The sequence below is a fragment of the Rhodanobacter spathiphylli B39 genome (assembly GCF_000264295.1).
GTDB classification, from domain to species: Bacteria; Pseudomonadota; Gammaproteobacteria; order Xanthomonadales; family Rhodanobacteraceae; genus Rhodanobacter; species Rhodanobacter spathiphylli.
In genome coordinates this window covers 30,035-42,718 of sequence record NZ_AJXT01000029.1, presented here as the reverse complement: position 1 = coordinate 42,718, position 12,684 = coordinate 30,035, and the positions used below count along the sequence as shown (strand labels likewise).

14 protein-coding genes are annotated in these 12,684 nt (G+C 66.0%); 7 read left to right on the top strand and 7 right to left on the bottom strand.

Annotated features, from left to right (window positions below; all coding sequences use genetic code 11):
* Positions 1-20: 20 nt before the first annotated feature.
* The 5 genes from UU7_RS10435 to UU7_RS10415 form a co-directional block, all read right to left on the bottom strand.
* A complete protein-coding gene (locus UU7_RS10435) occupies positions 21-1,583 on the bottom strand; it encodes a DHA2 family efflux MFS transporter permease subunit (RefSeq protein WP_007808061.1) in 1,563 nt (520 codons plus the stop codon).
* An 11-nt stretch (positions 1,584-1,594) separates the two neighbouring features.
* Positions 1,595-2,800, bottom strand: coding sequence for an HlyD/EmrA/EmrK family protein (locus UU7_RS10430; protein WP_007808060.1), 1,206 nt, complete (start codon positions 2,798-2,800; stop codon positions 1,595-1,597).
* A complete protein-coding gene (locus UU7_RS10425) occupies positions 2,787-4,271 on the bottom strand; it encodes an efflux transporter outer membrane subunit (protein ID WP_007808059.1) in 1,485 nt (494 codons plus the stop codon). The genes UU7_RS10430 and UU7_RS10425 overlap by 14 nt, the downstream gene beginning before the upstream one ends.
* Before the next feature lie 11 nt (positions 4,272-4,282).
* Positions 4,283-4,807 carry a MarR family winged helix-turn-helix transcriptional regulator gene (locus UU7_RS10420; protein WP_007808058.1) on the bottom strand — a complete coding sequence of 175 codons (525 nt, stop codon included), beginning with the start codon at positions 4,805-4,807 and terminating at the stop codon, positions 4,283-4,285.
* 66 nt (positions 4,808-4,873) lie between these two features.
* Positions 4,874-5,641: a TatD family hydrolase gene (locus tag UU7_RS10415; RefSeq protein WP_007808057.1), complete on the bottom strand. Its 768-nt coding sequence runs from the start codon at positions 5,639-5,641 to the stop codon at positions 4,874-4,876.
* A 171-nt stretch (positions 5,642-5,812) separates the two neighbouring features.
* Here UU7_RS10415 and UU7_RS10410 point away from each other — a divergent pair, with 171 nt between their 5' ends.
* Both UU7_RS10410 and UU7_RS10405 read left to right on the top strand, forming a co-directional pair.
* Positions 5,813-6,400 (top strand): glycine zipper 2TM domain-containing protein, encoded by a 588-nt coding sequence (locus tag UU7_RS10410; RefSeq protein WP_007808056.1) that lies wholly within the window; start codon positions 5,813-5,815, stop codon positions 6,398-6,400.
* Between the two features lie 35 nt (positions 6,401-6,435).
* A complete protein-coding gene (locus UU7_RS10405; protein ID WP_007808055.1) occupies positions 6,436-6,933 on the top strand; it encodes an outer membrane lipoprotein in 498 nt (165 codons plus the stop codon).
* A gap of 126 nt (positions 6,934-7,059) precedes the next feature.
* Here UU7_RS10405 and UU7_RS10400 read toward each other — a convergent pair whose 3' ends face one another.
* Together UU7_RS10400 and ygfZ are read right to left on the bottom strand one after the other, a co-directional pair.
* Positions 7,060-7,494, bottom strand: coding sequence for a cell wall hydrolase (locus tag UU7_RS10400; RefSeq protein WP_040673275.1), 435 nt, complete (start codon positions 7,492-7,494; stop codon positions 7,060-7,062).
* 472 nt (positions 7,495-7,966) lie between these two features.
* Positions 7,967-8,773: a CAF17-like 4Fe-4S cluster assembly/insertion protein YgfZ gene (gene ygfZ, locus UU7_RS10395; RefSeq protein ID WP_007808052.1), complete on the bottom strand. Its 807-nt coding sequence runs from the start codon at positions 8,771-8,773 to the stop codon at positions 7,967-7,969.
* Here ygfZ and UU7_RS19160 point away from each other — a divergent pair.
* The 5 genes from UU7_RS19160 to UU7_RS10375 all read left to right on the top strand — a co-directional run bounded on the left by UU7_RS19160 (position 8,716) and on the right by UU7_RS10375 (position 12,629).
* Positions 8,716-9,060 carry a DUF1674 domain-containing protein gene (locus tag UU7_RS19160; protein ID WP_350015519.1) on the top strand — a complete coding sequence of 115 codons (345 nt, stop codon included), beginning with the start codon at positions 8,716-8,718 and terminating at the stop codon, positions 9,058-9,060. The two genes, ygfZ and UU7_RS19160, sit on opposite strands and share 58 nt — an antisense overlap.
* Before the next feature lie 86 nt (positions 9,061-9,146).
* Positions 9,147-9,542, top strand: a complete 396-nt coding sequence (gene sdhC / locus UU7_RS10390; protein WP_007808050.1) for a succinate dehydrogenase, cytochrome b556 subunit — start codon at positions 9,147-9,149, stop codon at positions 9,540-9,542.
* Positions 9,539-9,943 carry a succinate dehydrogenase, hydrophobic membrane anchor protein gene (gene sdhD / locus UU7_RS10385; RefSeq protein ID WP_040673274.1) on the top strand — a complete coding sequence of 135 codons (405 nt, stop codon included), beginning with the start codon at positions 9,539-9,541 and terminating at the stop codon, positions 9,941-9,943. The genes sdhC and sdhD overlap by 4 nt, the downstream gene beginning before the upstream one ends.
* Before the next feature lie 19 nt (positions 9,944-9,962).
* Positions 9,963-11,750, top strand: coding sequence for a succinate dehydrogenase flavoprotein subunit (gene sdhA / locus UU7_RS10380; RefSeq protein WP_007808048.1), 1,788 nt, complete (start codon positions 9,963-9,965; stop codon positions 11,748-11,750).
* Between the two features lie 96 nt (positions 11,751-11,846).
* The gene (locus UU7_RS10375; RefSeq protein ID WP_007808046.1) at positions 11,847-12,629 is read left to right on the top strand and encodes a succinate dehydrogenase iron-sulfur subunit; all 783 of its coding nucleotides are present in this window, start codon (positions 11,847-11,849) and stop codon (positions 12,627-12,629) included.
* Positions 12,630-12,684 lie beyond the last annotated feature (55 nt).

The window sequence follows — 12,684 nt, the reverse complement described above, 5'->3', positions numbered from 1 at the left end:
CGGCCGCCGGCCGCAGCATTTCAGTGGCCGACCGCGCCGCCTGCGCTGCCGAACGGCGGCCTGGCGAACCACAGCACCGGAATCAGCAGCACGAACAGGATCGCACAGGCCCAGAACACGTCGTTCACCGCCAGCGTGAGTGCCTCGCGCGTCAGCAACTGGTCGATCAGGCCCAGGCTTTGCGTATGCGACAGCCCGGCATGCGACAGCTGGCCGATGAACTGGGTAGCGGCCGGGTGGCCGGGGCTGACGTACTCGGTCAGCGTGGCATGGTGGGTTTCGCCGCGGTGTTGCCACATCGTCACCATGATCGCGGTGGACACGCTCGAACCGATCGTGCGGCAGAAATTGGACAGGCCCGAGGCGCTGGCGATCTGGTCCACCGGCAGGCCGGACAGGTAGACCTGGTTCAGCGGGATGAAGAAGCAGGGGATCGCCAGGCCCATCACGAAACGCGGGATCACCAGGGTGGAGAACGAGGCGGAGCTGTCGAAGGTGGAGAACCAGTACGCGGTGCCGGCGAAGACCAGGAACGCGAACGTCACCACCGCGCGCAAGTCCAGCTTGTGCATGTTCTTGCCCAGGACCGGCGCGATCAGGAACGCCAGCACGCCGACCGGCGCGGTGGCCAGGCCGGCCCAGGTCGCGGTGTAGCCCAAGGTGATCTGCAGCCACAGCGGGAACACCACGTTGATGCCGAAGAACGCGAACATGCCCAGCGACAGGCTGATCACGCCCACCGTGAAGTTGCGTTGCCTGAACAGCGACAGGTCGACCACCGGGTGCTTCGCATGCAGTTCCCACACGATCAGGAAGGTCAGGCAGATCAGTGCGGTGAGCCCCAGCACCAGGATCATCGGCGAGGAGAACCAGTCGTTGTCGTTGCCGTTGTCCAGCATGAACTGCAGCGCGCCCACCCCAACCACCAGCAACACCAGCCCGATCATGTCGATCGGCGCCTTGTAGGTTTTCGTCTCGCGCTTGCGCAGCAGGCCCCAGGTGATCACCGCCGCCGCCAATCCGACCGGCAGGTTGATGTAGAAGATCCATGGCCAGGAGAAGTTGTCGGTCAGCCAGCCGCCCAGGATCGGCCCGAAGATCGGCGCCACCACCACGGTCATCGCCCACAGCGCCAGCGCGATGCCCTGTTTCTCCTTCGGATAGTTCGACAGCAGCAGGGTCAGCGACAGCGCCACCATCGGGCCGGAGCCGGCGCCCTGCAGCAGGCGGCCGATCACCAGCATCGGCATGCTGGTGGCCAGGCCGCACAGCATCGAGAACACCACGAACATCAGCACCGAGCCGACGAAGGTCTTCACCTCGCCGAAGCGGCGCGCGAGCCAGCCGGTCAGCGGCTGCATGATCGCGCTGGCCAGCGCGTACGAGCTGATCGTCCAGGTGCCTTCGCTGGGGCTCACGCCGAGGCTGCCAGCGATGTGCGGCACCGCGACGTTGACGATCGTCATGTCCAGCACCTCCATGAAGGTGCTGAACGCGACGGCGATGGTGAGCAGCGCCAGCGGACCGCCGTGCAGAGGCTTCAGCGGGGCGTCGGGTGCGGCGTCGTTCGGCGTGGCGGCCATGGATGTCCGGCTCAGTTCGCGGCGGTGGCGTGGGGCAGGTTGGCGCGGATGATCCGCTCGGCTTCCGCATCGGCCTTGCTGGCCATCTGGTCGTAGACGTCGGTCTGCGCCACCGGCTGCTGCGTCGGCGTGTTGGCCAGCACGCTGCCCTGGTCATGGCGGATGTCGACGGTGACGTCGGTGGACAGGCCGATGCGCAGCGGGTGCTTGTCCAGTTCCCTGTTGTCCAGCGCGATGCGCACCGGCACGCGCTGCACCACCTTGATCCAGTTGCCGGTGGCGTTCTGCGCCGGCAGCAGCGAGAACACGCTGCCGGTGCCGGCGCCCAGGCCGATCACCTTGCCGTGGAACTCGGCGTCGTCGCCGTAGACATCGGAGACGATCTTCACCGGCTGGCCGATGCGGATATGGCGCAGCTGGCTCTCCTTGAAATTCGCGTCGATCCACAGGTCGTGCAGCGGTACCACGGTCATCAGCTGCTGGCCCGGCTGCACGCTGTTGCCCAGTTGCACGCTGCGTTCGGCCACGTAGCCGGACACCGGCGCATAGATCGCGTTGCGTTGCGCGGCGACCCAGGCGGCGCGGAAGTTGGCGCGGGCCTGCAGCACTGCGGGGTTCTGCGCCACGTCGGTCCCTTCGATCGCGGCATGCGCGGCGGCGGCTTGCGCCTCGGCGGCGTTCACCGCGGCGCGCGCCTGCTCCACGCCGTCGCGCAGGTGCTGCACGATCTCCGGCGATTCGGCCTGGGCGGCGATCAGCGGCAGGCGGCGCTGCAGGTCGGCCTGGGCCTTCTTCAGAGCGAGCCGGGCCGTGACGACCTGGGCGTCCGCGCCGGTGGCCGAACTGGTCTGCTGGCGCACGCCGCGCACGGCCTGGGCCAGCGCGCTGCGGGCCTGCTCCAGTCGCGTCTCGGCGTCGGTGGCGTCCAGCTTCACCAGCACCTGGCCGGCTTCCACGCGCTGCGTGTCGTCGGCGAGGATCGCCACCACGGTGCCCGGCACCTGGGCGGAAATCGCCACCTGGTTGCCGCCGACATAGGCGTTGTCGGTTTTCACGCGGGTGGAGAACACGAACATCCACAGCAGCAACCAGATCAGTCCGGCAAGGATGAACACCGCGGCGACGATCAGCAGGGCGCGACGGCGCTTGGCCGGATTCTTCGCGGCCATGCCGCTGTCGTTGCTGTCGACAGCAGTTTCGGATTCAGTGGCGCTCATGGTCGGAAGCTCCGGCGTTGACGGAAGAGGAAGAGGAGGGGGAGGTGGTGGCGTCGGCGCTGCGATAGCCGCCGCCGAGAGCCTTGATCAGGGCGAGATCCGTGCTCAGCGCCTGGGCCTGCAACTGGGTGGCGGCATCGCGCTGTTGCAGCAGCGTCGCCTGCGCGCCGAGGCTTTCGCGCAGGTCGCGCACGCCCTGGCGGGCACGTGCCTGCGCACTGGCCAGCAGCGCCTTGTCGGCATCCAGTTGGGCCTGTTGTTCACGCAGGCGGGCCGCGACCTGTTCGGCGCTCAGCGACTGGGTGGCCACTTCGCGGGCGGCGGTGAGTACCGTGCTGTCGTACTGGGCGACGGCGGCATCGAGCTGGGCCTTGCTGACGCCGTAGTTGGCCTCGAGCGTGCCGCCGTTGAAGATCGGCAGATGCAGCGCGGGCGTCACCGCGAAGGTGCGGCTGCCCGCGGTGAGCAGCTTGCCCATGTCGATGCTGGACAGGCCGGCCAGCGCCTTGATGCTGAAGTCGGGAAAGAACTGGGCACGGGCCGCATCGGTCTGCTTCAGTGCCGCCTCGACCTGCCAGCGGCTGGCCGCGATGTCGGGACGCCGGGCCAGCAGGTCCAGGCTGGCATCCGCCGGTACGCCGCCGTTGATCACGGGCAGCGGGCTGGCGTGCAGCTCCGGCAGTTCGGCCGGCGCCACGCCGAGCAGGGAGGCCAGCGCCGCGCGGCGAATCTTCCCCGAGCCATCGAGCGCCGCGCGCATTTCGCGCACCGCAGCCAGTTGCGCGCGCGCCTTCTGCGCCTCGTCAGGCAGGTCCACGCCCTGTTTCACGCGCAGGTCCGCGATGCGGGCGAACTGCTGTTGCGTGGCCAGCAGGCGATCGGCCAATTGCAACCGTGCCTGGTCGGCCTGCCAGCCAAAATAGGTGTCGGCCACGGCGTACTGGATCGCCAGCGCCGCAGCGCTGCGCTGGGCCTGGGCGGCGCGCGCCTGATCCAGAGCGGCCTCCATGGTGGCGCGCTTCTTGCCCCACCAGTCGAAATCGTATTCCAGTTGCACGCCGAGATCGGCCTGGTTGTACCAGCTGAAGCCCAGGAACTTGCTGGGGATCAGGCCGTGGTCGCTCATCCGCGTGCGCGACGCCTGCGCGCTGCCGTTGATCGACAGGCCGAGCTGGGCAGCGGCCAGTTTCGCCGACTGCTCGGCGTTCTCGACGCGGCTGCGAGCCAGCGCCAGATCGGGCGACTGCAGCATCGCGCGGCCCATCAGGTCGTCCAGTTGCGGGTCGTTGTACTGCCGCCACCATTCGGTGCCGGGCCAGCCGGGGCGAACGGCCGTCTGCAGGCCGGCCAGAGGGGCCTCGTCGCGCAGTGCGGGGGTATCCAGCTTGGCCGGGGCGCGGGCACAGCCGGCCAGCATCAGCACGATGGCGGCGACAAGCACGGTGCGACCGCGATGCGGAGCATGCTTCATCGGGGTTTCCTTCATGGGTGGCGGCTTTCGCCCAGTTGGTCGAGGTTGCCCGCCAGTTTGCGCAGGAGACGGTCGAGTTGACGCTTGTCGGTGGCGCTGAAGCCGCCAAACATGTTGGCAAGGCGGGGAAACATCGGTGGCAGCATCTTCTGCACCATGCGCCGGCCTGCCGCGCTGATGCGTATCACCACCTTGCGCCGGTCGCTGGCACCGCTGCCGCGGCTGATCAGGCCGCGCTTGACCAGCGCGTTGCCGATGCGGGTCATGTTGGTCGCGCCCTGATTGGTGTACTCGCACAGCTCGCCGGGCGTGGAGATCCCGTCGGGGCGGCTGTACAGGATCATCAGGGTGAGGAATTCGCTGTGGTTGAGCTTGTTCGGCTTCAGCTCGGACTCGAGCTCCTCCTCGATGTCCTGCCCGAGCATCAGCATCAGGCGGCACAGGCGCGCCTCGTCCGCCGGCATCTGCGGGATGATCCCGCTCACCCGCCCGATGCCCTCGTCCATCATCGCGATGCACTGCTTCAGCCGATCCATTTCACTGATTCATATTTCACCAGTGAATTAAAATATCAGCACGCGGCCGGCGCATGCAAGTGGTCGTCAGTGGATGCCGAACAGGCGCCGGGTATTGGAGCGCGTCACGTCGGCGACATGCCGTTCCGTTTCCCCGCGCAGGCCGGCCACGCAGCGCAATACCTCGACCACCCGGGCCGGCTCGTTGCGCTCGCCGCGGTGGAGGGCATCCGGCTGGTCCGGCGCATCGCTTTCCAGCAGCAGGAATTCGAGCGGCATGCCGGCCACGATGCGGCGCAGTCGCTGCGCGCGCTCGTAGGTCACCGGGCCGCCGATGCCCAGGTGGAAACCCAGGTCCCACAACTGGCGGGCCTGCTGCTCGCTGCCGGAGAAGCTGTGCACCACGCCACGCAACCCGCCCTGGCGCCGCAGGGTGAGGATGACCTCCTCCAGTGCGTTGCGGGCGTGCACGATCACCGGGAGTTCGTGTTCGCGTGCCAGTTCGAGCTGGCGCAGGAAGTACTCGCGCTGCCTGTCCGCGTCGAGGTCGTCGCGATGGAAGTCGAGCCCGATCTCGCCGACCGCCACCGGTCTGCTGTCGTTCAGCAGCGAAGACAGCGCCTGCACATTCGCGGGAACATGATTCGCCAGGAACACCGGGTGGAGACCCCACGCCGGATGCAATGCAGGATGACGACCGCAAAGCTCGCCGATGACCGGCCAGCTGGCGGCATCCACGGACGGCACGACCATGGTGTCCACGCCAGCCTCGAGTGCCCGTGCAATCACCTGGTCGCCGTCGTCCCGGAAAGCGGAGTCATTGAGATGCACGTGGCTGTCGGCGATCTTGCGCATGGTTGATTTTCGTGTCGTGGCCGAGGGAAATGTCGTGATGGCGTGAAGATAATGTAGCCGGACCGAGCTAACTCCGATTCAGTTGGAGCAAGGTTCAATGAACTCGCATGTTATTGCGCTTGCATCCGGCAATGCAGCCAGCCACAAAAACAAAACAGAGGAGAGGTTGTTATGAACAGATTGACGATCAACGTGCTCAATATCGCGATCGCTGCGGTGCTGGCGACCGGCATTTCCGCCTGCAACCGCAACGCGGACGCGGGCGTCTCCAACGGTGCGGCCGACGCCGGCAGCACGGATGCCGGCGGCGCGGCCGTGAAGTATGCCAAGGTCGTCAGCGTCGATCCGGTGCGCTCCACGGTGAACAACCCCAAGCAGGTCTGCCACGACGAAACCGTAACGCATACCGCTCCACCGAAGGATGAGCACCGCATCGCCGGCACCGCGATCGGCGCGGTGGTGGGCGGGCTGGTCGGCAACCAGGTGGGCGGCGGCAAGGGCAAGACCCTGGCAACCGTGGCCGGCGCCGTCGGTGGCGGCTATGCCGGCAACCGCATCCAGGCGAGCAAGCAGCACGGGCAGGTGACCTCGACGGTCGAGCGCAAGTGCGAGACCGTGAACGACAGCACCACCAAGATCGTCGGCTACGACGTGCGCTACGAGTACAACGGCGTGACCCGTACCGTGCGCATGGATCACGATCCGGGCGACCGCGTGCAGGTGCAGGAAGGTGTCACTGCCGTGTCGGACGCCCGCTGAAACCCCTCTCCCTCCCCGTTACAAGGAACTGACTCATGAATGCACTCACCAGCAAGTTGGCACTCGTCGCGGCAATGACCGGCGGGCTGGCCCTGGCCGGCTGCGCCACGACGCCCTACGGCAACAACGGCGGGTATAACGGCGGGTACCAGTCGCAGCAAGGCAGCTACGGCAACCGCAACGTCCGTTGCCAGACTTGCGGCGTGGTGCAGGAAGTGCAGCAGGTCTATACGGATGGCGGCAGCGGCAACGGCGGCACGCTGGGAGCAATCATCGGTGCGGTTGCCGGTGGCGTCCTGGGCAACCAGGTGGGCAAGGGTGACGGTCGCAAGGCCGCCACCGTTGCCGGCGCGGTCGCCGGTGGCGTGGTCGGCAACCAGGTAGGCAAGCGCAACAGCGGCAGCGATGTCGCCTGGCGCGTCGTGGTTCGACTGGACAATGGCCAGTACGCCACCGTCACCCAGCGCGAGAACCCAGGTGTCCGCAATGGCGACTATGTCGAGGTGCGTGGCGACCACGTCTACGCGCGCTGAGACAAGTTGCGTAATTGGACGTCTGGACGTCTGGACGTCCAAATGAAAAGGCCCTCGAAAGAGGGCCTTTTCTCGTTTTCCGACTGACTGTTGCGGGCATGTGTTGCTGCAAGGTCGCCGCCCGGTTCAATTCACCGCATAGAAGGCGTGTTCGCCGATCGTCACGCTGGGCCGGTTGTGCGACCACGCGGGCGAGATGGCGGTGGTGGCGAAATGATCGGCGCGCGGAACCACCATGCGACGTTCCGCCACGGGCAGTTGCCAGTTGTGCAGGGACATGCCGGCGATCTGCCATGCCTTGTTGAACGCTTCGAGGTTGGTGATCTCGAACGAACCGGGCGTGGTCGTCGTGGCGAACTGGTGGGGTGCCGTCACCACCTTGCATACCGTGTCGCCCCAGCGACCGCGATCGCGACGACGCAATGCCACTTCGGCGACCGCAAGCTGGCCATTGACCGGCTCGCTGCGTGCTTCGAGATACACCGTGGTGGCCAGACAGGCCTGATCGGCGACGGGTTGCGGCATCAACGTGGTCAGCCACAACAGCATGGAAAGTTTCATGTTCTGCCTCCAGCGTGCTGTACGCGCGAAGCAGAAGCAGCTTCGCGTGCCGTTGCGGTGGACGGGCGGGCAGGCCGTTCCACCTGGATCTGTCGTCATGGCCGAAACTTGTGGCCATGACGCTTTGCCACGGGATTGTGGCGGTCGAACGACGGTCAGGCCATTCGGGGGACTGGTTTCGGTCGGGCGTTGCGCGGCGCTATGGGGCCGTATTGCCTGCGACTTGTACGCACTCGTTGGCTGCGAGGCGTTGTTCCATCCGGCGATGTGGCTGCCGGGTCGCGCCGATTCGGAATTCATCCGGTTCGTCGCGTCAATCGACACCCCGTGTTACGGGTGCCGCGATATTCGATCGGCGGAGCCTAGTGGCGGAATTCGCCGCTGGCAAGTGCCGGGGTGCCGAAGTTTAACCGGCACTCACGATGGGTTGACAAGTGCCATTGCGAATCTCGTTGTTATCACGAACTTTTGTTCAGGCCGGCCATGAAGAAAGCAGGGTGATTGCGACGTCGTCGTCGAGGATCAAGGTGTTGCCGGCATCCGCCTCGGCGACGAGTTCGTCATTCAATGTCGCCAGTGCCTCGAACTCCGTGCCGTTTGCGATCACGTCAAGCACGCGCCCGATATCACGGCCTTCCTGTCGCAGCACGTCGCCCGCATTTGCCGCTTGCGACAATGTGACGCGATGCAGGTGCCGCTTGTGGCCGCCACGAAAATGCAGGCGTGCCACGATTTCCTGGCCGGGATAGCAACCCTTGTCGACCACCACGGCCTGCAGGCGTTGCAGCGAGATTGCCGGCGGCAGCAGTTCACCCAGACAGGAGTCCGGCAACCATGGCCAGCCGGCGCGCAATTGCTGCAGTCGCCAGGCGTCGTCGCCGACGCTGCCGATGCGCAGACTGTGCGAGTCACAACCGAGCGAAAGATCGTCATCGCCGGCCGGTTCGCTCGCCAGTGATCCCTGCGCCAGCGCAGGTCCGCAGGCGAGATGTCGCGGTGGCAGTGCAGTGATGCGCACTTTCGAACGGAACACGAAACGGCGCAGCGCCTCGGCCATCACCGCGGCGCTGCCGCCACGCAACAGCAGCAGGTGGCGATCATCGGCGAGACGGGCCAGATGAAAGAGCGCCAGCACGCGTCCCCGTGGATCGAGCCAGGCGCTGAATTGCCATCGATCGACCGCCAGCGATTTCACGGCGCTGCTGAACTGGGCGTGCGCGAATGCGGGTGCGTCGGCACCTTCGATCAGCAATGTTTCGGCGGACAGGGGCAGGTTCATGGAAGTGGTGGAGTTGGGGACGGAGGGCTGCAGACACAAGGGAGCGGACGTCACGGCGCGAGCCTGCATGGTTGTACTGCACTGCCGCAAGTATTAACCTTTGTCGGCTTACAAAAACCATGTCCAATACCACGACTCCCGCCGAATCCCATCCTGCTTCCGTTCCTGCGGAAACGACTGCCGTGCCTGCGGGCAAGCCATCGGAAAAGGATTCCACGGAGCGCGCGGTTCCCGATCCCACGCGTTATGGTGACTGGGAAAAGAACGGACGCTGCATCGACTTCTGAACGTTCGCGCCGGCGCTCGTCGCCGTCGTGCAAGGGGCAGGACAGAGGCGGCATGGACATCAGCGATTCCACACAGGATAGCCGCCATGGCAGATACGCAACGACCGCTCTCACCGCACCTGCAGATCTACCGGAAGCAGGTGCAGATGATGACCTCCATCACGCACCGCGCCACCGGCATCGCACTGGCCGTCGGCAGCCTGCTCGTCGTCTGCGGCCTGATCCACCTGGCCACCGGTGAGGAAAGCTTCAACCACTTCAGGGGCGTGCTGGGCAGCCCGCTCGGCATGATCCTGATGCTGGGCTGGAGCTGGTCGCTTTTCTATCATCTTTGCAACGGCATCCGGCACCTGCTGCAGGACGCCGGCCTCGGTTATTCGATTCCCCAGTTCGTGCGTTCCAGCTGGCTGTCGGTCATCGGCAGCATCGTGCTGACGGTCGTGGTGTGGGCTTACGTGTTGATGGCCGGGGGTGCGGCATGAGTGCAAAGGATGTCGCCGTGAAGGATCGGCGCAACCCGTTGAAGACGGCCCGTGGCCTGGGTTCCGCCCAGTCGGGCGTGGAGCACTGGTGGACCCAACGGGTGACCGCGGTGGCGCTGGTGCTGCTGGGCCTGTGGTTCGTGGTCACCGTGCTGTGCCTGCTGCACGCCGATTACGCCACCGCCCGCGCCACCGTGGCCAAGCCGTGGAATGCACTGCTGCTGATCGCGTTCGTGCTCACCATGTTCTGGCATGCCGTGCTCGGTCTGCAGGTGGTGATCGAGGATTACGTGCATACCCGCTGGAAGGAAGTGGTCCTGATGGTGGCGATCAGGTTCCTCGCGGTGCTGGGCGCGCTGGCTGGCGTGCTGGCCGTGCTGCGCATTGCGCTGACCCCATAAGACGCGAGGAAAAGGTTTCATGGAAAGCTACAAGATTCAGCAGCACCTGTATGACGTGATCGTGGTCGGCGCCGGCGGCGCGGGTCTGCGCGCCACCTTCGGCCTGGCCGAGAAGGGGCTCAAGGCCGCCTGCATCACCAAGGTCTTCCCGACCCGCTCGCACACCGTGGCGGCGCAGGGCGGCATCTCCGCCGCGCTGGGCAACATGGGCGAGGACGACTGGCGCTTCCATTTCTACGACACAGTCAAGGGTTCCGACTGGCTCGGCGACCAGGACGCGATCGAGTACATGTGCCGCGAGGCGATCCCCTCGATCATCGAGCTGGAACACTACGGCGTGCCGTTCTCGCGCACCGACGAGGGCAAGATCTACCAGCGCCCGTTCGGCGGCATGACCACGCATTACGGCAAGGGCACCGCGCAGCGTACCTGTGCCGCGGCCGACCGCACCGGCCACGCGATCCTGCACACCCTGTACCAGCAGGCGCTGGCGCATGACGCCACGTTCTTCATCGAATACTTCGCGATCGACCTGATCTTCGACGCGGAAGGCGTCTGCCGCGGCGTGCTCGCGCTCGACATGAACGAGGGCACCCTGCATTTCTTCCGCGGCCATGCCGTGGTGATGGCCACCGGCGGTTATGGTCGCGCCTACTTCAGCGCCACTTCGGCCCATACCTGCACCGGCGACGGCGGCGGCATGGTGCTGCGTGCGGGCCTTGCCCTGCAGGACATGGAGTTCGTGCAGTTCCATCCCACCGGCATCTACGGCGCCGGCTGCCTGATCACCGAAGGCGTGCGTGGCGAAGGCGGTTACCTCACCAACTCCGAGGGCGAGCGCTTCATGGAGCGCTATGCGCCCAGCGCGAAGGACCTCGCCTCGCGCGACGTGGTCAGCCGCGCGATGACGCTGGAGATCCGCGAGGGTCGCGGCGTCGGCGAGCACAAGGACCACATCTTCATCAACCTGATGCACCTCGGCCCCGAGGTCATCCACGAGCGCCTGCCGGGCATTGCCGAATCGGCGCGCATCTTCGCGGGCGTCGACGTGACCAAGGAGCCGATCCCGGTCATCCCGACCGTGCACTACAACATGGGCGGCATCCCGACCAACTATCACGGCGAAGTCGTGCAGAAGCGCGGCGACGATGTCGACGCGGTGGTGCCCGGCCTGTTCGCGATCGGCGAAGCGGCCTGCGTGTCGGTGCATGGCGCGAACCGCCTGGGCTCCAATTCGCTGCTCGACCTGGTGGTGTTCGGTCGCGCCGTGGCGCATCGCTGCGCCGAGCTGATCAAGCCGGAAACCGCGCACAAGGATCTTCCGGCCAACGTGCTGGACAAGGCGCTGGAGCGTTTCGACGGCCTGCGCAACGCGAACGGCAGCAAGCCGACTGCGCAGATCCGGCTGGAGATGCAGCGCACCATGCAGAGCGACGCGGCGGTGTTCCGCACCGGCAAGACGTTGAAGGAAGGCTGCGAAAAGATCTCCGCCGTGCGCGAGTCGTTCAAGGACGTGCGCGTCAGCGATCGGTCGCTGGTGTGGAACTCCGACCTGATCGAGACGCTGGAGCTGGCCAATCTGCTGGATCAGGCGGTCGCCACGATGTACGGCGCCGCGCAGCGCGAGGAAAGCCGCGGTGGCCATGCGCGCGAGGACTTCCCCGAGCGCGACGACGTCAACTGGATGAAGCACACCCTGGCATGGGTCGACGAGACCGGCAAGCCGCGGTTCGATTCCCGCCCCGTGCACATGAATCCGATGACCGACGAGGTCAAGGCCGTGCCGCCGGCGAAACGCGTTTACTGATGCCGCCAGGCGGCTGCGGCCGCCTCGTGGCATGGACATCATTGGTTGTACGGTCGGGGCGCAAGCCCTCCTGCAGAAAGTCGAAGGGTTCAGCACATGGCAGAGTTTTCGCTACCGAAGAATTCGAAAATCCAGCCGGGCAAGCATTACCCGGCCAAGGATGCGAAGAAGCCGCGTACTTTCCGCATCTATCGCTGGTCGCCGGATGACGGGCAGAACCCGCGCATCGATACCTACGAGGTCGACCTGGCCGCCTGCGGTCCGATGGTTCTGGACGCGCTGCTGAAGATCAAGAACGAGATCGATCCCACGCTGACCCTGCGTCGCTCCTGTCGCGAAGGCATCTGCGGTTCGTGCGCGATGAACATCGACGGCACCAACACGCTGGCCTGCACCAAGGCGATCGGCGAATGCGATGCGGGCGACGTGAAGATCTACCCGCTGCCGCACATGCCGGTGGTGAAGGACCTGATCCCGGACCTGACCCACTTCTACGCCCAGTTCGCCTCGATCAAGCCGTGGCTGCGCACGCAGAGCCCGGCGCCGGATCGCGAGCGCCTGCAGTCGCCGGAAGAGCGCAAGAAGCTCGACGGCCTGTACGAATGCATCCTGTGCGCCTGCTGCTCGACCAGCTGCCCGAGCTACTGGTGGAACGGCGACAAGTACCTTGGTCCGGCGATCCTGCTGCAGGCGTACCGCTGGATCGTCGACAGCCGTGACGAAGCCACCGGCGAGCGCCTGGACGACCTGGAAGACCCGTTCAAGCTGTACCGCTGCCACACCATCATGAACTGCACGCGGACGTGCCCCAAGGGTCTCAACCCGGCCAAGGCGATTGCCGAGATCAAGAAGCTGATGGTGGAGCGGCGTTCAGCCTGATCGCGCCGCGCGTCATTCACGACGACAGGCCGCCGCGTGCGGCCTGTCGCGTTCT

What these genes read in the sequence shown, in the direction of transcription:
- ygfZ (WP_007808052.1), bottom strand. Translation starts at nt 8,773, where the DNA reads ATGAACCTGCCCCTGTCCGCCGAAACATTGCTGATCGAAGGTGCCGAC.
- sdhA (WP_007808048.1), top strand. Translation starts at nt 9,963, where the DNA reads ATGGAAAGCTACAAGATTCAGCAGCACCTGTATGACGTGATCGTGGTC.
- UU7_RS10405 (WP_007808055.1), top strand. Translation starts at nt 6,436, where the DNA reads ATGAATGCACTCACCAGCAAGTTGGCACTCGTCGCGGCAATGACCGGC.
- UU7_RS10425 (WP_007808059.1), bottom strand. Translation starts at nt 4,271, where the DNA reads ATGAAGCATGCTCCGCATCGCGGTCGCACCGTGCTTGTCGCCGCCATC.
- sdhD (WP_040673274.1), top strand. Translation starts at nt 9,539, where the DNA reads ATGAGTGCAAAGGATGTCGCCGTGAAGGATCGGCGCAACCCGTTGAAG.
- UU7_RS10375 (WP_007808046.1), top strand. Translation starts at nt 11,847, where the DNA reads ATGGCAGAGTTTTCGCTACCGAAGAATTCGAAAATCCAGCCGGGCAAG.
- UU7_RS10415 (WP_007808057.1), bottom strand. Translation starts at nt 5,641, where the DNA reads ATGCGCAAGATCGCCGACAGCCACGTGCATCTCAATGACTCCGCTTTC.
- UU7_RS10435 (WP_007808061.1), bottom strand. Translation starts at nt 1,583, where the DNA reads ATGGCCGCCACGCCGAACGACGCCGCACCCGACGCCCCGCTGAAGCCT.
- UU7_RS10420 (WP_007808058.1), bottom strand. Translation starts at nt 4,807, where the DNA reads ATGGATCGGCTGAAGCAGTGCATCGCGATGATGGACGAGGGCATCGGG.
- UU7_RS10410 (WP_007808056.1), top strand. Translation starts at nt 5,813, where the DNA reads ATGAACAGATTGACGATCAACGTGCTCAATATCGCGATCGCTGCGGTG.
- UU7_RS10430 (WP_007808060.1), bottom strand. Translation starts at nt 2,800, where the DNA reads ATGAGCGCCACTGAATCCGAAACTGCTGTCGACAGCAACGACAGCGGC.
- UU7_RS10400 (WP_040673275.1), bottom strand. Translation starts at nt 7,494, where the DNA reads ATGAAACTTTCCATGCTGTTGTGGCTGACCACGTTGATGCCGCAACCC.
- sdhC (WP_007808050.1), top strand. Translation starts at nt 9,147, where the DNA reads ATGGCAGATACGCAACGACCGCTCTCACCGCACCTGCAGATCTACCGG.
- UU7_RS19160 (WP_350015519.1), top strand. Translation starts at nt 8,716, where the DNA reads ATGCGGGTGCGTCGGCACCTTCGATCAGCAATGTTTCGGCGGACAGGG.